Source organism: Paenibacillus sp., assembly GCF_031177825.1.
In the GTDB taxonomy this organism is placed as follows: Bacteria; Bacillota; Bacilli; order Paenibacillales; family YIM-B00363; genus Paenibacillus_AE.
On sequence record NZ_JAPSKE010000001.1, the window covers coordinates 185688 to 206281 of the forward strand.

Genomic DNA, 20594 nt, shown 5'->3' on the forward strand with positions numbered 1-20594 from the left:
CGCAACGGTAGCGGCGCGCCTGATTTGTTTACATCGATTCTCCGTTCAAATAGCGGAAGAACGGCGGATCGACCCAGAACGTATAAGTTTCGACTTCGACGTCCGGATCGAGCGCTTCGAATCCGTCGACGATGGCCTCGGACGCCGCGTTCAGCGAGAACGACTGCGCGTAGTACGGACCGGAGCTTTCGATCTTGTTGTTCGTAATAAGATCGTAACCCTCGAGTTCCGTGAACGAATAGTACAGCGGCTGCCACCACGACGAGGCGATCAAGCCGGCCGCGTCCTCGCTGTTTTTCTTAGCGTAGGCAAGGACGATATCTTGGAACCGCGCCTTGTCCGCCGCCGTCTCGAATTCGAACGAGAGGTCGTATTCTTTCGCGTATGCGATATAATTGCCGTTCTCGATCTGTACGACCTGATAGCTGTCGGATTCGGTCGGCTCGCCCCACTCCTTCAAGTAGATGAACGCCGACGTCTTCGGCTCGAACTGCACCAGCGCGTCGATGCCTTCGCTGCGGAGCAGCCCGATCAGCTGGACGGCATGCAGCAGGTTGTCGTGTCCGTACGTCAGCGACAACGAATCGACGAAATTCGGATCGTACCGCGAATCTTTCAGGTTGTAGCCGGTCAGCAAGTCCTGCTTCAGCGCCGTATCCACGACCTCTTGGAGCTCGGGCGCCTGAATCAGATCCGACGTCCGATATGCATCCTGCAGCTTACCATAGATGTCGGCGTCGCTGACGGATCCGAGGTAATGCTTATACCGGTCGTTGAACGCGAGCGTCTTCCCGAGCAGCGTCGCGAGCAAAGCGTTCGACGCGGGGCCGCCCGCCGCAACCTCCTTGTAATACGACTCCGGCAGCAGGCCGGCGTCGATCGCGGCTGCCAGCTCCTTCGCGGCTTGCGGCGAATACGCGGACGGCGTCAAGCCGGCCTTAGATAACGCCGCGTTCACCTTGTCCGCCTTGTACGAATAGGCCAACTCCTTCAGGCCCGACGCCTTCACCGCCAAGTAGACGGCGCCCGGCGCCGTCAACGTCGCCTCCGGCTGCACGGTCGTCGACGTCATGACGCCGGCGCCGTACAGCGCCGCAGCCGCTTCGAACCGCGGACTGTCGCTCGCGACGTCCTCGAAGGCGACCTTCACGGCCTTAGCGTCCAACTCGAGCGTCTCTTGCATCGCTTCGAGGAAGTCGCCCTTCGGCGTCGATGCGCCGAAGGCGATGTCGTATTTCTGTTCCAGGAACAGCGCGTAATCGTTCGCGTCTTCCGCCGGCGCAGCCGCCGCCGCGACCGGGAACGCCGCCGCGCAAGCGATCGCTAAGGCCGCGCCGCCCGCCACGAATCGGCGAAGCGCCGTCATGTCTCTTACAATCATTCCAATCCCTCCACTCTATAATATTCCACTATTTTACTCGGAATATTGAGAGATTGGCAATTTTTTTTCATAGGATCGCTGCGAGGACGCCTTCCGTTCAATAGACGATGCCGATCCTCCGTCTTCGACTCTGACTTCGTAGGACTTCGCCCGAACCTTCGGGTTCGCGAGCGACCGCCCCGTCGTCATGTCGAACTCCCACCCATGCCAAGGACACCGAATGATTTCCCCTTGTCTGCCGAACGCGTATTCATATACGGCGGAGGGGAGCGTCGTCCCGACGACTTGCCCCAGGCAGAGCGGCGCCCCGGCGTGCGGACAATAATTATGAAACGCGTAATATCGCCCGCCGACCCGAAACACGCCGATGGTTCGGCCTCCCACGTCCACGAGAATCGAGGTCCCTTCGGCGAGATCGTCCGCCGCGGCCGCGAATCGGAGCGGTTGGGTTCGAGCGACCTCCGCGAACGGCTCGACCGAGTAATCGATTGCCGGGAAACCCGTCCGAGCGGCGGCATCCAAGAAGTCGCGGAACGGAATGGACCAACCGCCCACGGTCGTCGGATTGATGGCAGGGATCATATGGCGTTACCTCTAATTAATCTATTTAATTATTTATATTATTAATTATTAATGTCGTATTTTACAGAATGAGACCCGTTTCGACGAAGGAACGACTCTCTTGTCGCTTGGCGCGATTCCCCCGGAAATCAATCGATGCGGATGACCGATTTAATAAAGCCGGCCGGCTTCGAAGCGATCGAAACCGTTAAACGGCGCATTCGCGCCGAAACGAGAGCGTTCCTTGCCGACGCGCCGATGCGATATTTCGCCGGAACGGCGGAGCGCGCGGACGCTCCGTTGCCGGATTGGCTCGAGCATCTGATACAGACGATGAAGCGCAAGGAACAGTTCGCCGCCGGTATCGTTCGGATTCACGAACTGTCGCCGAAGAGCCCCGAGCATCTGAGCCGGACGTTCAAGAAGTAATTGAGCATGACCCCGACGCAATGGATCAACGAGGCGCGGCTGCGGTACGCCGGCAATTTATTGTCTTCACGGACGAACCATCTTGCGGAGAAGGGATCCAAGCTGTCCGACGAGCTCGATACGCCGCACTTCCGCGATGAACGGCTGCTGGAATTTCTCTTAAGCGACGAAGCGTTGAGCCTCGTAGAAGGCTTAATCGGCCCCGACATCGTCCTGTGGTCCAGCCATTTCATTTGCAAAGATCCGTACAAAGAACGTCGACAAGACGTTCAACACGTTCCATGCCCAGTTGAAAAACATCGAGGAAGAGAAGGCGGTTTACTTCGAGCTCGAACGGGGCGAATGCTCGCTCCACGACTCGCGCATCATCCACGGCGCGGCGGCGAATTCAAGTCCGTACCGCCGCTGCGGATATACGATGCGATATATTTCCGCCGACACGAAGATCAATCCCGGAGAAAAATCCGGGCTGGCGGTTTTGGCTAGCGCGCGGTCGGAACCTTGCCGGCAATCCGTGCGAGAACGTCTGACCCGAAACTCCCTGCGACAAAAAAACACGCAGGCCGAATCGTCGGCTTGCGTGTTTCCTCTCGCGTTACCCGCGCCCTCCGCAACTGTCGCGCACGACCAGCTTCGTCTTGAAGGCGATATGCGTTCTCGGGAAGCTTCGCTGCGCGTCGGGCGTCTCGGACAGCGCTCTCAGCAGCAGCGTCGCCAACGCCTCGCCGATCTCCCGAACCGGTTGCCGGACCGTCGTCAGCCTCGGTTTAAAGACGGTCGCCATTTGGATGTCGTCGTATCCGACGATCGCGACGTCTTCCGGAATCCGCTTGCCCGCTTCTTCCAACGCCCGGATGCAGCCGAACGCGACGGCGTCGTTAAAACCGAAGACGGCGGTAAACGACTCCCCTTCGCCGAGCAGCCGTTTCATCTCCGCATATCCCGACTGGAACGTCGGCGAATCGCTCGTCCTCCGAAATAACGCTTCATTCACCGGCAAGTCGTTCAACAGGTATGCGTTCCGCAGCCCGAGCTCCCGATTGTCGGGTACGATCGGCCCTCCGACGTAAGCGATGCTCCGGTGGCCCAGCCGGATGAGGTGATCTACCGCATCGGTAGCGCCCTGTAGATGATCGCCGACGACGCAATGCAGCCCCTTCATCCTCGGATCGAGCGAGACGGTCGGAACCGCGAATCGTTCGAGCAACTCCAACGTACGGTCCGGATTCGGTCTCGGCAAGGCGGAACCGAAGATGATGCCGTCCACTCTTCGTTCGATGAACGTCTTCACGACGGCCGCTTCCTTGTCCAGGTTGCGCTCCGTCGTTCCGATGAAGATCGTATATCCATTCTCCCAGAACAAGCGCTGCAGCACGTCGAACAGCTGCGCCCAATATTCGTTCGACAGCTCCGGGACGACCATTCCGATCGTCCTCGTCTCCTTCTTGATCATGCTTCTCGCATTTTGGTCGGGTTGAAAATTTAGCTTGCGGATCGCTTCCTCGATTTTCGACTTCGTGCTGTCCTTGACCCGGTCTTTCCCGTTCAGCACGCGCGACACCGTCGCGATCGAGACGCCGGCTTCCGCTGCCACATCCCTAATGGTCGGTTTCATCCCATTCCCCTTAGCATGGTAACGATATCATCGTATTATTTACATTATTAAACTTCGAGTCGAGGAATGTCAATCCAATCGCACGACCCCCGGCAGAAAAAAAAAGAGCCGCATCCAACGGATGCGGCGGCGATCGTCAAGTTTCGAAAATAGATCCTAAATGATCTTTCAACGCTTGCTGCAGCGTGCCTCGGAGCATCGCTTTGTCTTCGAACGTTAACGACATGCGGACCATCACCTTCACGACCTCCGGACGCAGCCCCGTAATGATCGTTTCGCAGCCCATCATCTTGATGCCGGCGATCAAGCTGATCAATTCGTGAATAACGTTCGGTTCGATATCGACGACGCCCGATAAATCGATGATCAACTTCTCGAGCCGATCGTAACCGATCTTCGTGATCACCTTCTCTTGAATCGTGCCCGATCGATACGAATCGATCGTTCCGATCAACGGCAGGATCGAGATCGTCGGGGTCAGCGGGATGATCGGGACCGACAAATCATCCACCATTTCACGCTGGGTGCGGATCAGATCGTCCTTGAATTGCGAATAATTGATAAAGAAATGACTCAGGAACATATCCATCAGTTCGTTAATCCGCTTCTCCATTGTATAGAAGTCCTCGATAGTGCCCGCCGAATTTCGCAGTCGGTCGAAATTGTAGAGGAAATCCCACATGACGCGACGAACCGCTTGGATCCACTCCAGCTTGAAGGCGAGCGTGAGCGAATGCTTCGCCCATACGATGCCCTCGGTCTTCGCGAAGGCGACGACCTCGTGCTCTCTCCCTTCTACGATGAAGAGGACCAGCTTATGAGCGTTATCGATCAGATTAATATTGCCGATCTTCAAGATTTCGTCGATCTTACCCCTTACGTTGACAGCTTCCCTAAGCAGCCGTTCCTCGAAGTGGCTCCGATTTAGCCTGAAGAACGTCTTTAATTCGGGATATTCCGGCATCTCCAGCTCCAAGCGATACACTTCCTTCCGTTTGATCAATCCGGTCTCCTTCGGGAAGGTAATCGTGAACGTCGTTCCGACATGCTCCTCGCTCTCGACGTTGATCACGCCGTTATGTTGATATACGACGGAGAATACCAGCGTAAGCCCCATACCGGTGCCGTCCGATTTCGTCGAGAAAAACGGCGTCCCCAGCATATCCATCTTCTGCTTCGGGATGCCGACGCCGCTATCCTTAATGACAATCGTGACGTAATCATCGTCCGCCGAATAATCGATCGTAATTCGCCCTTTGCCCGGAATCGCTTCGAATGCGTTCTTCAGCAAATTGAAGAATACCTTCTTGAGTTGATTCCGCTTCCCCATGACGAAATGTCCGGGTTGGTCCAGCTGCTTCTCGAGGGAAACGCGGTACATCTGGTCCTGGAACAATTGCGACACCAATTCCAGCTCCACGGCCAAGTCGATCGATTCGAACGGCTCGTCCTCCAGGTCGGGCTTGGATACTTGCAGCAAATTTTGCAAGATGCCGATTGCATTGTCCAGCTCCGTCTGCGCGATTTCGATATACTGTTTCTCGTTCTTCTCCTTAAGGAGCTGCAGAAACCCCTTCACGGCGGTGAGCGGGTTTCTTACTTCATGGGCGATGCCCGCCGCGATTTGACCGACGGAGGCCAACTGACTAAGATGCGTAACTTTGACTCCTTTGGTTTCCGTACTGTCAACGTTCATGATCAGCTTCATCCTGTTCCCGATGATTTACGTTCTCCGTGATAGAATGCCTGATATACGTTCTCGTTTCGAGAACCTGTACTCATTATAGAGTGGCAACATTCGGTTTTCAAACCTTTTTTACATCCGATCGATTCCGACAGCGTTCGGTATTTTTCTTTATGTAACGAAGAGCCGCCGTCGTTTCGGGCGTGTGAACGTTCCCCGTTCCTTGCCCCTGACTTGCGTCTATGTATATGTATGCGAAGGGATAAAAAATAACGCTTAAGGTTTCCCTCAAGCGTTACGTTCCCGGGCTTATTCGCCCATAGCCACGTTGTGATACACCTGCTGGACGTCTTCCAAGTCCTCGAGCGTGTCGACGATCTTCTCGAATTGCGTCAACGCGTCTCCCGACAGCTCGACGTCGTTCTGCGCGATCATCGTAATTTCGGCGACTGTGAAATCCGTTATGGCCGCTTGCTTGAACGCTTCCTGCACCGCGTAGAATTGCTCCGGGGCGGCATAGACGATGACGGATTCGTCTTCTTCGACGACGTCGCGCACGTCGACGTCCGATTCAAGCAGCAGCTCGATGACTTCGTCCGCCGTCTTCCCTTCGATGCCGAGCACCGCCGCGGCGTCGAACATGTAAGATACCGAACCGGTTACGCCCAGGTTGCCGCCGTTCTTGCTGAACGCCGCACGAACGGCCGAAGCCGTCCGGTTCACATTATTCGTAAGCGCGTCTACAATAATCATCGAGCCGTTCGGCCCGAAGCCTTCGTAACGCAGCTCTTCATAGTTTTCCTCCGCGCCGCGCTTCGCCTTATCGATCGCCCGATCGATGATCGCCTTCGGCACGTTGTACGTCTTCGCTCGTTCGAGCACGACTTTCAGCGCGCGATTGGACTCGGGGTCCGGTTCGCCCTTGCGCGCCGCGACATAAATTTCAAGGCCGAATTTCGCATAAACTCGACTCGTATTCGCGTCTTTGGACGCTTTCTTCTCTTTGATATTATTCCACTTACGGCCCATGACGTTCCCGCTTTCTCGTTTGATTCGGCAGTACTCAAGAATGCCTTGTCCATTATATCTCTAAAGAGCGGGCGAGAACAAGAGTTTTTGCCCGCTCTTTCGCTACTCCCACGACTCCGATTGGCGGACCAGCGTCGCCGGATCGATCTTCGCCTTCTGCATCGAATAATGCGGTACGAGCGCGTTATACCGGGAGATCTTCAGGTTGATCGCCTCCAGCGCCCGTTGAGCGGCGACGGAAGGCTCCTGCTCGAACTCTCGCTTTAACGCGCGAAGCCCGTCACGGATTTCATGCTGCAGCTCCAGCCATGGCGGCTTCACGTTCGCGGCCTTCAACACTCCGTTGATCGGGTCCCCCGTCTCGATGCGCAGGGGCTTCCCCTTGCCCTGCACATGCTCCAATCCGCCCTTCGCTTCGAAGTCGCGGACCGCTTCGTCCAACCAATCGTTCACCTGACGATCCATACGGGCTTTCGCTTCTTCGAACTCCAACCTCGCCTTCAACCGGCTCCACGACGGGGAATCAACCATCCACTCCGCCTCCGATCGATGGGTTGCCGAATCGCTTGGCGTTTCGCGCCCGCGCGCGTTCGAGTTCGACGTCCCGGTTGCGCGGATCCGCGTTCGTGACGAGCGAGTCCAACAATCGGCTCGCGGCGGCCGCGACCTCGTCCACGGCGGCGCGGAACGCTTCGGCGTTCGCCTTCGACGGCTCGTTGAAGCCGGACACCTTCCGAACGAATTGCAGCGAAGCCGCCATGATCTCCTCTTCGGTCGCCGGCGGATCGAAGTTGAATAACGTCTTGATATTGCGGCACATAAGCTTCTCCTCTTTCCCGCGGGACGAACGCGAACGCGGCGGCCCGATAATTGTCTTTGGCTTCCATTATACCAAACCTCTGCCCTGAACTTAACGCGAATCGGCCGCATTCGCGAACGAATGCGGCCGAAAGCCGTGGTTGACTACATCTTCGTAAGCTTGGTCACTCTTCCGTTCACCGTCCACTCCGCTACGTATATATTGCCCGCCCGATCCGCGCAGACGCCGTGGGGAGAGCTGAACCGATTGCCGCGGAAGTACGACTCCGGCAAATTCGGCCAGCCTTGCTGTTTATAAGCGAGCTGGTCTTCCCCGAGATGCGTGACGAACGTATCGTTCGCGTCGAAAATCGTAACGCGGCTGTGCAAGTCCGGGAAGATCATCTCGTCGCCATGGAAGAAGAAGCTGCAAGGCATATCCATATTTTCGTCGATGATTCGGATCGGCTCGCCGTTCGGCGTCAACACTTGGATGCGATGATTGCCGCGGTCGGCGACGTAGAGCTCCGGCTCGCCCCGGCGCATGTCGACGGAGATGCCGTGGGGGCAGTTGAACCGTCCCGGCTCCGAACCCGTGCCGCCGAACGACCCCACGTATTCACCGTTCGCCCGATACCGGTGAACCCAGTTCTGCCCGTAACCGTCTGCGACGTAAATGTCGCCGTTCGGGGCGACCGCCACGTCGGTCGGAACGTACTTGCGTTCCGCGTCGTACGCGTTCGGCAAATCCGGCGCGCCGAGCTCCAGCACCTTCTCTCCCGACAGCGTCGTCTTGACGACCGAGCCTCGAGCCGTATCCGTTATGTATAAGTATTGTTCGCCGCCTTCGTCATGCAGGTAGAACCCATGCGCGCCGCCTTCGAATTCGTCGCCCCACGAAGCGAGATAGCGCCCTTCGGGATCGAACTTCACGACGCACGGCGCGTTCGTATGAAATACATACACGTTATCCTCCGAATCGGCGACGATGCCGTGGCAGTAGCCGAACCGAATCGACTCCGGCAGTTGCGCCCAAGCCGGATTCATGTCGTAGCGGTGATTTCCGGATCCGATGATCATTAACGATTCCTCCGATACTGAGTATAGATTGCTAATCGATTCTATGTCATTGTAACGAATCGAGGACGAGGTGAGTAGTCGAAATTACCGACATCATCCGACATCGCGACACGCGCGATTGCGCAGGCATAGAAAAACCTTGCGAGTCGTCGGCGTGGCCGGGAGCGGCAAGGTTTTCCATTGCATACGTTACCAGGGCAGCGGGACCGTTCTCGTCGCGCCATAAACTTCGTGCGGCTCCTGGCGATGGATCGGATGACACCTCCCCAACATAGAACAGAACCGCGCGAAGCCGGCCGCTACGGATTGGACGCTTGCCAGGCCTTGAATTGACGCTCGTATTCCGCGACGACCTCCTGCAGTCCCGCGGCGTTCATCCGCTTCAACGCGTCGGGGAACGCGTTCTCGTAGTCGACCAATCCGAGCTTGATCGGGTAGATGCTCGTCTTCAGCTCGGACAGCGCGTTGGCGTATTCGACGCCGACCTTCGTCGCGTCGAAGTTGAAGCCGACGGTTACGCTGTTGACGGCGTCCTCGGCGACGACGGACTTCGTCGCGAGCACCGACGGATGCGTATCCGGCGTCCATCGGCCCATTGCGACGTTGCCGGCCATCCAGTACGGCAGCTCGTAAGCCGAACCGCCTTGCTCCGTCTTCTTCAACCGCTCGATTTGGTTCGGCCCGAGATCTTTCCAGTGTACGTCCGGGATGCCGTACATGACGAGATCGAAGTTCTCCTGTTTGCCGTACATCCAATTGAAGAACTGGATCGCCGCTTCGGGGTGCTTGCTCGTCGCCGAAATGCCGTTCGAGTTCCTTAGGCCATAGGAGCGCAACTTCGGCTTGTCGGTCAAATAATAAATTTCCGTTTCGGCGTCAGGGACGGTTTTCTTTACATTATCAAGCGCGCTTAACCCCTCGCCCTCGCGGTACAAATATCGCCCGTCCGCTTGATCCCGGTCCATCACTTCCTTCGGCACGGTTAAGATGTCCGGATTGACCAGCCCCTTCCGATATGCCTCCCGGAAAAACGCCGCGTCCCGCTTGAACTCCTCGGTTTCGATCCAGGGCTTCACGTTCCCTTGTTGATCCACGTAGACGAGATCCTGAAACACGATGAACGGATACGACTCGTACGTCGCGTGCAAATACGCCGGCGTCTCGCCGTTCAGGACGTAAATATAGACGTTCTTGTTCGTCTCCGGCCAATTCGCCTTCAACGTCTCGGCGGCCGCCATCAGCTCCGCGGTCGAGCGCGGCGGCGCGATGCCGTTCTTCTCCAGCAAATCCTTCCGCATCGTCACCATGCCTTCCGCGTACGCGGTGTCGAGCCAGAAGTCCGGAACGAAATACGTCTCGGCGTTAATTCTCGCAGATTCCCAAATCCAATCGGGCATCGCCGCGACCAGGTCGGCGCCGTATCGATCGAGCAAGTCGTCGATCGGGATGATGCCGCCGTTCGCCGCCAAGATATTTGGACCCTTAAGATCGTGCATGATATGGATGATTTCGAACTCTTCGCCCGTAGACATCATAAGGTTCGTGCGCTGATCCCAGACGTCCCAAGGCACGTAAATCGCTTCGTAACGCAAGTTCAATCCGTCCGCCTTCAGCTTCTCGTTAATCGCTTGCTCCACCATCTCCTGATCCTCCGGCGCCGAGCCGGGCAGCACCCAACGGACCGGCAGCTCGGGCACGGCGTTCTCCGGCTGCTCCGCGCCCGCAGGCCCCTCCGTCTCCGTCGCGGCGCCCGGCTCCGAATCCGCGCCCGACGGCTCGCCGTCGCCCGAACCGGTGCATGCGGCCAGCGCCGAGAACGCCAAGCCGAATACGATGGCCATTAGCCCTGATTTCTTCCCTTTGATCGTCAACGTCTACCCTCTCCTTTGGCTTTAAGAACGGTTTCGAGTCGATCATAGCCTCCGTTCAGGGCGCGGCGCCACTTCGAATCCTTGCAATTCATTCACTGCCCGGCATTGCGAACACTTCGAAAATCGGCAATCCGTTCGAATTATTCGTTCGTCGCGTTCGCGCGTTCCTGCAGCAGCTTCCTCTTGATCGCATCCGTCCGGTATTGCACGGGCGAGACGCCGTATTTTTTCTTAAAGACGGTATAGAAATACGTCGAGTTAAGGATACCCACCTTCTCGCTGATCACGTTCGCCGGATCGCGGGTATGCAGCAACAGGTCGCATGCTTTGTCCAGACGAGCCTGTCTTAAATAGTCCGAAAACGAGACGCCGCAAGCCGACTTAAACAGCTTGCCGAGGTAGCCCGGCGTGATTTGAAAGCGATCCGCCAACGCTTCCAACGAGAGATCGTGCTTCGCGTAATTCGCTTGCGCATACGCCTTGATTTCGTCGATGACTTCGTGATGTCTATGCTTCGTCTTCGCTTCGAGCGCGTCGCATATCGCGAGGCACGCGGCTTCGATGCGCTCCGCAAGCTCGTCGGCCGCTTCGAACGCCACTAAGCCGGAAGCGAGCTTCAGGAAGCTCCGCGCCTCCTCCTTCGTTCCGGGCACCGCAGCGTCGAAATACCGATACAGCGACACGAGAAGCTGGTTCAGGGCGAGCATCGCCTGATCGTACGGCAGCCGTCTGACCTCGTCGAACAAGCCGCGAATCTCGGCTCCGACGTCCGCGCGACGCAGCGTCTGGATGCGTTCGATCAGCTTCTTCTCGGACAACGCGACGCTTTCGTTACCGTCCGCGTTCCGCTCTTCGGGGTTAGCAACCCCGAAGATGCATCCGCCGCCCGCCATAAACCGACGCTGCAGCAGCTCGCTCGCCGCCAAGTACGAAGAACGAAGCTCCCCTGCGCCGCGGGCGTCGGGACCGATCGCGATCGTGAGCGACAGGCGAAAATACTGGAGCACGACCCGCTGTACTTCTTGCAACGACGCCGGAAGATCGTGCGGGAACGCTGCGGCGTCCGAACGGCCCGCTAAGCCGATTTCGTCTTCCTCGGTAATGACCGCATCCAAGCCGGTCAATTCGTGCGCGATATTGCAGACGGCGAACCGAATGAGCGATTGCGTCTTCTCGTCGTGCATCCGCTTGAACGTCTTCATGCCGTCCAGCTTTAGCAGGACGACCTTGTATTCGTGCGCCCCCAACGCCTCCACGAACCGGTTCGCCGGATCCGCGCTGCTGCCTTTCATCGCCTGAAGCAGCCTGCTCATCTGCATGACCGACATCGCCGGCTCGAGCTGCGTCGCCTTCTCGGATACGGCGTGGAACGCTTCGCTCAACAGCAGGAATTCGTTCGCCCGCTTGGGCGCCGCCGAACCGCCCTTCTGCAGCCCCGCGATCCGCTTCATCAGATGTTCGAGCGGATTGTACATATGATTCGTCAACCAATAGGAGAGCAAGACGCCCAATACGCAGAGGAGTAGCGCCAACGATAAGACGATTTGCCGCATCTTGGTCATGTTGAACAACAGCTCGTCGTAATCGTTGACGCTGATGAAATTCCATCGCAGCGCCTCCGATTTCACGAAGCTGACGAATCGCTTCTCCCCTTCGATCTCGGCCAAGAAGCTGCCGCTGCGATCGCCGGAAGACAGGATCGAGCGAATGTACGGTTCGCCGGCGGCATTTTCGAGAAAATGCTCTTCGTTCGTTCGGGACAAAATCGTGCCGTCTTCGTCCGTAACGATTAAGAAACCGGTTCTCTCATTCATGAGCGGCACGAGCAACTCCTTGATGTACTGTTCGTCGACGTTGATCACGATGCCGCCGTTCTTCGGAAAATAAGACGTAAACCCTGGCGAAAGCACGAAGGTCAGCACATTGACCTCGCGGTCGCTGACCGGATCGTGCACCTTCCGCGGCACGAAACGGCTGTACTCCTTCACCGGCGCGCGACCGAGCCCTTCGATCAACGCCCGCTCGTCCTCGTACGCGATGCCCTTATTGTTCATATACCGCTCCGTGGCGCCGTTGTACACGCCAATGTATTTAATGAAAGGATACGTCGACTGCAGCGCGGATAACGCGGAGACGACGCGATATTCCTGAATCCGGTCGATCTTCTTGTTGAACATCGCCGATACCATGTGTTGATCGTTGATCAGGTGATTGCCGATATCGTACACCTGGGTGTGTATAATATCCGCGACGTAGCTCGTCTGGGCGAGCATCGATTCGGAGACGTTGCCGACCTCCTCCAACGTGCTCTTCGAGAAGAACGCGTACACCGCGAAGCAAAACACGCACACGACGAGACAGGTCAAAAAGAAAAAGCTTAAAAACATATTGCGGTACACCGGATATCGAACCAGCTTCTCCCTCAATCGCTTCAATCGCATGAACGCTCCCCCTTCGAACGCGCGTTTTTCCCATTATAATGCATTCTGTCCGAAGGGTCGGGAATTTGCGGGAAAATGAACGGATTGCGAAAAAGTGAAGCGCCCGAAGCGCGGAGAAACGCGCCTTTTTCGAATAAACGAAGTGGTTCGGCGAGCTTCCGGTCGGGTATGGTGAAGGTACGATAACGAAAGCGAGGAATCCGTCATGTCATCGGGTCGACGCCGAAAACCAAGTCTCTGGCAGGAGCTGCGCGGCAATCGCTGGGGGTACGCGCTCGTGCTTCCCGCCGCGGCCTATACGTTCCTGTTCGGGTACGTCACATTGCCGTACATGATCATCGCGTTCCAGAAGTACCACTACCGCCGCGGTCTGCTCGGATCGGAGTGGGTCGGACTGGCCAATTTTAAGTTTTTCTTTTTGTCCAACCAAGCGTGGCAGGTCACCTTCAACACGATTCGTCTTAACTTCTTGTTTATCGTTTGCGGGACGCTGGCGGCCCTCGCATTGGCGCTCCTCTTCAATGAACTGAAGTCGCGCCTGTTCGCGCGGGTGACGCAGTCTACGATCCTCTTCCCCCACTTCTTGTCCTGGGTCGTCGTCAGTTATATGTTGTACAGCCTATTCGCGACCGACTTCGGCATCGTGAACAACGTCTTAGCCTCGATCGGATGGGAGAAGGTCAACTGGTACGCCTCCCCGCAATATTGGGTGCAAATCCTGGTCGCCACGAACGTATGGAAGGACATTGGCATCTCGCTCGTCATCTACCTCGCGGCGATTGCGGGCATCGACGGCACGTTATTCGAGGCGGCCCGCATCGACGGGGCGAATCGGTGGAAGCAAATCCGGTACATTACGCTGCCGCTGCTGATGCCCACCGTGTCGATTCTTTCCTTGCTCGCGCTCGGACGCATTATGTACGGCAGCTTCGACATGATCTACGCGATCGTTAAGGATAACGGCATGTTGTTCTCCACCGTGGACGTCATCGATACGTATATGTTCCGTGCGCTGCGGACGATCGGCAACCCTTCGCAGGCGATGGCGATCGGGCTGTATCAGTCGATCGTCGGCTTCGCGCTCGTGTTCGGCGCGAACTTCATCGTGCGCAGAGTCGACAAGGATCATTCGCTATTTTAAGGAAGGAGGCTACGTCCATGAAACCGAAGCTGTTCGATATCGTCAATATGGCCTTCCTAACGATCGTGTCGCTAGTCAGCCTCCTCCCTCTGCTGCTTGTACTGATCGTGTCGTTCACCGAGGAGCGCGCCATCAAGGCGAACGGGTACAGCTTCTTCCCCGAGCAGATGACGACGGCCGCGTACCGCATGCTGTTCGGGGAAAACTCGCTGCTGCTGCAAAGTTATCTCGTGTCGATCGTCGTCACGGTCGTCGGCACGACGCTCGCGGTCGCGATCACCGGCATGGCGGGATATACGTTATCGGCGAGCCACATTCGTTATCGGAACGCGCTCGCCTTGTTTTTCTTCGTCACGATGGTGTTTAATAGCGGTCTCGTACCGTGGTACCTGGTCAGCTCCGGCCTCGGGCTGCGCAATAACCTGTGGGCGTTGATCGTGCCGTCGCTGCTGTTCAATCCGTTCAATCTATTCCTTGTCCGAAATTACATGAAGCAAATTCCCGATTCGTTGATCGAAGCGGCGAGAATCGACGGAGCGAACGACTTGTTCATCGCCTTCCGCATTTTCTTCCCGTTGTCGCTTCCGGTGATGGCGACGATTACATTGTTTTATGGCATCGGGTATTGGAACAACTGGTTTAACGCGATCATGCTGGTCGACGACCAGCGCTTGTACCCGTTGCAGTATTTATTGTTTAAGCTGAATTCGGAGATCAATATGATATCCCAGATGCAGGCGATTTCGGGCAGCGCGGTCAGCGCCGAAGCGCTGCCGACGGAATCCGTCAAGATGGCTACGGCGATCATGACGATCGGACCGATCGTATTGTTTTACCCGTTCCTGCAGAAATACTTTATCCGGGGGCTGTTGATCGGGTCCGTGAAGGAATAAGAGGGGGAAAAAGAAGCAGTCCCGCATGCGGCGGAAGCCGTATGGCGGGACTGCTTCTTTCGATGGTTCTCGCGGCTCCGTCGCCGCCTACGCTTCCGCGCCGAGCTCCCGAAGATTGCGGAAGCTGATCGCGAGGCTCTCGAACGGGTCGCGACCGTAGCAGTTATCCTGCTCCACCGCCGCCCACTCGACGCCGATGTCCAAGCATGCCTGCAGGATGCCCTTGAAGTTCATGTTCCCTTCGCCGACCTCGGCGAAGCGCTGCTCGCGGCTCGGCGTTACGATCATGTCCTTGAAGTGCACGACCTTCATCCGGCCCTCCGCTTTGCGAATCCATTCGATCGGGTCGCCGCCGCCCGCCTGCACCCAGTAGACGTCAATTTCGAAGTCGACGACGTTCGGATCCGACTCCTCGAACAGAATGTCCATCCCCGTCTTGCCTTCGTACTTGGCGAATTCGAAGTCGTGGTTGTGATAGATGAACTTCAGGCCGGCTTCGTTCATCCGTCGGCCGATGTCGGTCGCCGTCTCCGCGAACGAAGCGTAGCCGGCGCGATCCGCGCGATTTTCCACCGGGAGTCCGCCCAATCCGACGTATTTACACTCCCACAGCTTATGCTGCGCGATCACGTCTTCCGGACGGTTCTTCAGCGCGTCGAACCCGACGTGCGTCGCGCAGATCGTCACGCCCGCTTCGTCGGCGAGACGCCGGAACGCCGCATCGTCGATCGGACCGACGCCGGACGCTTGCACCGCGTTATATCCGATCGCTTTAATTTTGCGGAGGCTTTCCGCAATGTCCTCCGGCGTCTTCAAGAAATCCCGTACCGTGTATAACTGCGCCGCCAACTTCATGTCCGTACCGCCTCCATCGCCAATTTGTACATCCCCTCGTATTTTACCATGGGTTGTTGGAAGCGCCTACCATGAATCTTCTTGCAGGAATACGAACACGTCGTTCGGCTGCAACAGCGTCTCCCCCGGACACGCCGCACCCGGTTCGGCCGCGAGCAGGTCGACGCTGCCCGCCGGCGGGCGGATCGACACGGGGACGCTCGCATGATTGATCGCGAACGTCACGCGGCGATTCCCGTTGGATCTTACGGACACCTCCACTTCGGGGTGATCGACCGTCCACGCCGGCATCGCGCCTTGCGCGGTCAGGACCGCGTCGAGCAGCTTGCGCACGCCCGCGCGATCCAGCTCCGTACCGACATAATACGCGAGGCCGCGGCCATGACGGCGGCGCGTGATCGCCGGCGCCCCGGCGAAGTAGTCGCTCGCGAACGAGGCGACCGTCTCCGCGCCGTTCGGCTCGATCACGTCGTACCAGACGCTCGCCTCGCATGCGGTCCCGTCGTCTTCGAACGTTACGCGCTGCTTGCGATCGAGCGGGATGATGCCGTAGTCGTCGATGGCGATGCCGAGCAGCGGCCCGAACGGGCCGGGCAGCACCTCGGCGCGCATCCGGTTGTCCGGCAGCTTCGAGCCCGCGCGGAAGTCGAGCACCGCAGCGCCGCCCGCTTCGACGAAGTCGGCGATCTTGTCCGCGAGCGCATCGTCGACGATCGCGAGGTTCGGCAGGATGACGACGCGGTACGCGCCGAAGTCCGCGCTTTGCGACACGACGTCGACGCCGGCGCCGCATTCGACGAAGTACCGATGGTAATTGCGCACCTGCCGCAAATATTCGTAGCCCGGCGTGTGCGGTTGGATCGCGAACGCCCAGTCGTTGTCGAACGATCGGACGATCGCGACGTCGTTCCGGACCGTCGTCCCATCCAGATAGGGCGCCAGCTTGAGGACCTCCGCGCCGACGCGGCGGACCTCCTCGAACTTGCGACCCGGCACGCCGCTATGTTGCAGAATGCCGTGCCAATATTCCTCCGCCCCGAACGTCGCCGTTCGCCACCGGAAATAGACGACCGCATCGGCGCCGCGCGCGATCGACTGGTACGTCCAGCGGCGCAGCTCCCCGGGTTTCGGCGTCTCCTTCAGGATGTTGCCGCCAGGGGTGCCGCTCTGATGTTCCAGCACCCAATAGTTGGCATTCTTGAAGCCGCGCGTCGCATCGTGGAACAAAGCCGGCGCGTAAGGATTGATCCGCTCGTTATGGGGGAAGTTCGGATACAGGTCGAGCCCCGCCACGTCGAGCGTCTCCGACAGCTTATAATAATCGATCTCGTTGAACGTGCCCATCATGTTGTGCGTAATCGGCTGCCGCGGCGCCGCGGCCCGAAGCAGCTCGACCTGGACGTTCATGAAATCGCGGACGGCGTCGGAGGAAAACCGGCGGAAATCCAGCTGCAGGCTCGGGTTATGCAGCTGGTACACGGTGAGCTTCGGCGTCTCGATCTCCTCGAACGAGGCGTATCGATGGTTCCAAACGACGGTCCCCCATGCCTCGTTCACCGCTTCGATCGTACCGTACTTCGAGCGCAGCCAGCGCTGGAACGCGGCCTTGCAGCGATCGCAATAACACCACGTCGTGTCCGAGCAGCCGAACTCGTTGTCGATCTGCCAGCCGACGACGGACGGGTGATCCTTGTACCTCGCCGCCATCGCGCCGACGATGTTCCTTACGTACGGCAAATATTCGGGGCCGTTGAAGCAATAATGCATCCGCGTCCCGAAGCCCCGCGCATGGCCGTACATGTCCCGTTTATACAGCTCGGGGTGTCGGTCCATAATCCACTTCGGCGGACTCGCGGTCGGCGTCCCGAGTATGACGCGGATCCCTTCGTTCGCAAGCAGCGCGACACAGCGGTCCAACCAATCGAAGTCGAACGTACCTTCCCTCGGTTCGAAGTCGTTCCACGCGAACTCCCCGATCCGAACGACGTTGAAGCCGGCTTCCCGCATCAGCTTCGCGTCGGTCGCCCATCGCTCTTCCGGCCATTGCTCCGGATAATAACACGCTCCGAAATACATGCCCTGTCGCTCCTCTCGACGCGGACGATCCCCGACCGCGAACGGTCGAGGATGCGTCCCAACGATATCGTTTATTTGTTAATGAAATCGTTCCAGATCCGGTTGAACGCGGCTTCGTACTTGTCGAGGCCGATCTTCGCGGCTTCGTCGCGGAACGAGGCGACTTGCGCGTCGAAGTCTGCGGCATCCTTCGACATGACGATGCTCGGGATCGCCTTGCGGAACAAGTCCTCGAGCTGTTGATCCATGCGCTTGAACTCGTCGTCTGACGGCGGCTGCAGCTGCCACAAATATCCCTTCACCTTCGTGACCGGCGGAAGCAGGTCCGCCCACGTCTGGATCCCGTATGCATCCAACACCTCGAGCGTCTTCTCGTCGTAGTTTTTGCGCACGGATTCCGGCGTGACCGGCGTCGCCAGATCGCCGTCGCCCAGCAGCGCGCCGTGTCCGACGCCGAACCAACTCGTCGGACCGCCAGTAGCTTCGGCTTGCATCCCTTCCTTGTATTGCAGATCCGGATCGGCCGTCTTCTTGTCGATCCAATCTTGGCGCTGTTGACGCTTGCCGTCGACGACGTCGTAATGGACGCCCTCGATGCCCCATTGCGTCAAGATTTGGCCTTCGTCGGAGAACAGGAAGTCGATGAATTGAATGATGCGCTCCGGGTTTTTCGCCTGTTCCGTAACGACCCACTCCGCCGTGCCGCCGTTCGCGGCCGTCATCGCGTTGCTGCGGTCGACGACGTTCTCGTTCATATAAATCGGAAGATGCGCGTATTGGCGGTCGAGATTTCCTGCCGCGCGAAGCGTCGCTTGCGGACCGCTGACGAACCAGCTCGGCGCGTAAGCGGCGAGCACGCGTCCTTGCGCCATCTTCGCCTGGAGCGCTTGGTCGGTCAACGTGAACGATTCTTTATCCAATAAATTTTCGTTGTAAAGCGTGTTTAGGAATTTATAATATTGGACGGCGTTGTCGGACGTAAAATTCCAATTCACTTGGTTGTTCTCGTCGATGATGAAATTGCCGTGGTCCGGAAGTCCGTTCGAGTACACCGATGCGTTGTTAAAGAAGATCTTCATCGTCCACGAATCCGCGGCGGCGCCGAACCCGATCGTCGGGTTGCCGTCGATCTCCGGATGCTTCGCGGCGTAGTCTTTAATAAGCGCGTACAATTGATCCAACGTCTTGATTTGCGGGAAGCCCGCTTCCTCCAAGACGGCGTACTGGACCACGAATTGCGCCGCGGAATCCGCCGGAGCTTCTTCGGCGAGATTCACCGAGTATAAGGAATAGATATTGCCGTCGGGGTGGCGGAGCAACTCCAGATTGTCTCCCCACTTCGCTTTAATGTTCGGTCCATACCGGTCGATCAAATCGTTGAGCGGAATGATCGCTCCCGCATCCCGGTATTTGCTGACGTACTCGGCGTCGAGACGGACGATGTCCGGATAGTCTCCGGAAGCGAGCCACAAATCCCATTTCTGGAATTGGTCGCCGACGATGTTTTCGTACTTGAGCGACACGCCCGTCTTTTCCTTCATGACCTGATTTATCGGTCCGCCCCACTGCGCTTTGCTGTCGCTCGCGCCGAACGTGTACTCGATCGGCTCGAGCGTCTTCGGCCCCTCGACCGCGGGCGGCTCCGCCTGCCCGGACGGTTCGGCGGTCCCGGACGGCGCCGACGGTTCGGCCGCCCCCCCTCCGCCGCTTCCGGAACATGCCGTAATGATCAGGACGAGACAAACCGCGAGCAATACATGAAGCCATGTTTTTTTGCTTTTCATTTCCATCTGCCCCTCGTGTGTAATTTTTATATCAAAGGCGAATCGCCTTGGATACACGATTCATTCCTTCATCGCCCCTACGGTCATGCCCTTGACGAAATATCTCTGCAGGAACGGGTATACGAGCAAGATCGGCGCCGTGACGATGATCGTCATCGCGGAGCGCACCGACTGCGGATTCGCGATGTTTATCGTGCTCTCGTCGATATGCGCCTGTTGACCTGCCGATTGGTTCATGGCGCTGAGCAGGATTTTCATTAACTCGTATTGCAGCAAGCTCAGTTTTTGCTCGCGGCTGGTATATAAGAAGTTGTCGAACCAGGAATTCCAGTGGAGTACCGCAACGAACAGCGTGATCGTGGCGAGCACCGGAAGGCTGACAGGCATGACGATGCGAAACAACGTTTGGAAATGTCCCGCTCCGTCGATCTTCGCCGATTCGATGAGCCCCTCGGGCAAGGTCTCGAAATAGCTTCTCATGATGATGATGTAGAACCCGCTGACGAGCAGCGGAAGAATATACACCCCGAACGTGTTCATGAGTTCGAGATTTTTGATCAAGAGGTACGTCGGAATGAGCCCCCCGTTCACATACAGCGTCACGACGAGCATCCCGTTCAGCAGCTTGCGGTACATGAATTCCTTCATGCTTAGCGCGTATGCGAACAATGCGGTGCAAAGAATGCCGAGCGCCGTGCCGACCACCGTCCGGATCACGGACATGAGGAATGCGCCGAACAAGTTCGGATTCGCGAATATTTCCGAATAGTTTTGCGTGGACCAGACGCGCGGCCATACGTAGATGCCCCCGCGGATCGTGTCAATTTTGTCGTTCAGCGATACCGCGAGAATGTTAATGAACGGGTAAAGCGTAAACAAACTAAAGAGCGCAAGGCCGGTGTATAAAATCGTCGATAGCGCGGCGTCTCCGAGTTTTACCGCTTTCACAGTCAATG

17 protein-coding genes and 1 pseudogene are annotated in these 20594 nt (G+C 57.6%); 4 read left to right on the top strand and 14 right to left on the bottom strand.

Annotated elements, in window-relative coordinates; genetic code table 11:
* Positions 1-28: 28 nt before the first annotated feature.
* Positions 29-1381 carry a hypothetical protein gene (locus RIN49_RS00790; protein ID WP_309118256.1) on the bottom strand — a complete coding sequence of 451 codons (1353 nt, stop codon included), beginning with the start codon at positions 1379-1381 and terminating at the stop codon, positions 29-31.
* Between the two features lie 33 nt (positions 1382-1414).
* Positions 1415-1963, bottom strand: coding sequence for a Rieske (2Fe-2S) protein (locus RIN49_RS00795; protein ID WP_309118257.1), 549 nt, complete (start codon positions 1961-1963; stop codon positions 1415-1417).
* Positions 1964-2104: 141 nt separating this feature from the next.
* Here RIN49_RS00795 and RIN49_RS00800 point away from each other — a divergent pair, with 141 nt between their 5' ends.
* Positions 2105-2371 (top strand): hypothetical protein, encoded by a 267-nt coding sequence (locus RIN49_RS00800; protein WP_309118258.1) that lies wholly within the window; start codon positions 2105-2107, stop codon positions 2369-2371.
* 289 nt (positions 2372-2660) lie between these two features.
* Positions 2661-2717 (top strand): annotated as a pseudogene (locus RIN49_RS00805) (hypothetical protein); the annotation flags it as partial.
* 249 nt (positions 2718-2966) lie between these two features.
* On the opposite strand, the gene RIN49_RS00810 reads toward RIN49_RS00805, so the two are convergent.
* From RIN49_RS00810 to RIN49_RS00845, 8 genes are all read right to left on the bottom strand, one after another.
* Positions 2967-3986, bottom strand: coding sequence for a LacI family DNA-binding transcriptional regulator (locus tag RIN49_RS00810; protein ID WP_309118259.1), 1020 nt, complete (start codon positions 3984-3986; stop codon positions 2967-2969).
* 136 nt (positions 3987-4122) lie between these two features.
* The gene (locus RIN49_RS00815; protein WP_309118260.1) at positions 4123-5682 is read right to left on the bottom strand and encodes an ATP-binding protein; all 1560 of its coding nucleotides are present in this window, start codon (positions 5680-5682) and stop codon (positions 4123-4125) included.
* Positions 5683-5979: 297 nt separating this feature from the next.
* On the bottom strand, positions 5980-6699 hold the full coding sequence (locus RIN49_RS00820; protein WP_309118261.1) for a YebC/PmpR family DNA-binding transcriptional regulator: 720 nt from the start codon (positions 6697-6699) through the stop codon (positions 5980-5982).
* A gap of 102 nt (positions 6700-6801) precedes the next feature.
* Complete coding sequence (locus RIN49_RS00825; protein WP_309118262.1) at positions 6802-7230, bottom strand: DnaJ family domain-containing protein; 429 nt, start codon at positions 7228-7230, stop codon at positions 6802-6804.
* Positions 7223-7519, bottom strand: a complete 297-nt coding sequence (locus RIN49_RS00830) for a DUF2277 domain-containing protein (RefSeq protein ID WP_309118263.1) — start codon at positions 7517-7519, stop codon at positions 7223-7225. The genes RIN49_RS00825 and RIN49_RS00830 overlap by 8 nt, the downstream gene beginning before the upstream one ends.
* Positions 7520-7662: 143 nt before the next feature.
* Positions 7663-8577: an NHL repeat-containing protein gene (locus tag RIN49_RS00835; protein ID WP_309118264.1), complete on the bottom strand. Its 915-nt coding sequence runs from the start codon at positions 8575-8577 to the stop codon at positions 7663-7665.
* A 299-nt stretch (positions 8578-8876) separates the two neighbouring features.
* Positions 8877-10448 carry an extracellular solute-binding protein gene (locus tag RIN49_RS00840; protein ID WP_309118265.1) on the bottom strand — a complete coding sequence of 524 codons (1572 nt, stop codon included), beginning with the start codon at positions 10446-10448 and terminating at the stop codon, positions 8877-8879.
* A gap of 140 nt (positions 10449-10588) precedes the next feature.
* Entirely contained in the window at positions 10589-12889 is a 2301-nt protein-coding gene (locus tag RIN49_RS00845; protein ID WP_309118266.1) for an AraC family transcriptional regulator, read from the bottom strand.
* A 205-nt stretch (positions 12890-13094) separates the two neighbouring features.
* Here RIN49_RS00845 and RIN49_RS00850 point away from each other — a divergent pair, with 205 nt between their 5' ends.
* The gene (locus RIN49_RS00850; RefSeq protein WP_309118267.1) at positions 13095-14030 is read left to right on the top strand and encodes an ABC transporter permease; all 936 of its coding nucleotides are present in this window, start codon (positions 13095-13097) and stop codon (positions 14028-14030) included.
* A 17-nt stretch (positions 14031-14047) separates the two neighbouring features.
* Positions 14048-14923 carry a carbohydrate ABC transporter permease gene (locus RIN49_RS00855; RefSeq protein ID WP_309118268.1) on the top strand — a complete coding sequence of 292 codons (876 nt, stop codon included), beginning with the start codon at positions 14048-14050 and terminating at the stop codon, positions 14921-14923.
* 87 nt (positions 14924-15010) lie between these two features.
* Here the strand turns inward: RIN49_RS00855 and RIN49_RS00860 are convergent, their stop codons facing one another.
* From RIN49_RS00860 to RIN49_RS00875, 4 genes are all read right to left on the bottom strand, one after another.
* The gene (locus tag RIN49_RS00860) at positions 15011-15778 is read right to left on the bottom strand and encodes a sugar phosphate isomerase/epimerase family protein (protein ID WP_309118269.1); all 768 of its coding nucleotides are present in this window, start codon (positions 15776-15778) and stop codon (positions 15011-15013) included.
* A 66-nt stretch (positions 15779-15844) separates the two neighbouring features.
* On the bottom strand, positions 15845-17854 hold the full coding sequence (locus tag RIN49_RS00865; RefSeq protein WP_309118270.1) for a beta-galactosidase: 2010 nt from the start codon (positions 17852-17854) through the stop codon (positions 15845-15847).
* Between the two features lie 71 nt (positions 17855-17925).
* A complete protein-coding gene (locus RIN49_RS00870; RefSeq protein WP_309118271.1) occupies positions 17926-19638 on the bottom strand; it encodes an extracellular solute-binding protein in 1713 nt (570 codons plus the stop codon).
* Between the two features lie 60 nt (positions 19639-19698).
* Entirely contained in the window at positions 19699-20586 is an 888-nt protein-coding gene (locus RIN49_RS00875; RefSeq protein ID WP_309118272.1) for a carbohydrate ABC transporter permease, read from the bottom strand.
* Positions 20587-20594 lie beyond the last annotated feature (8 nt).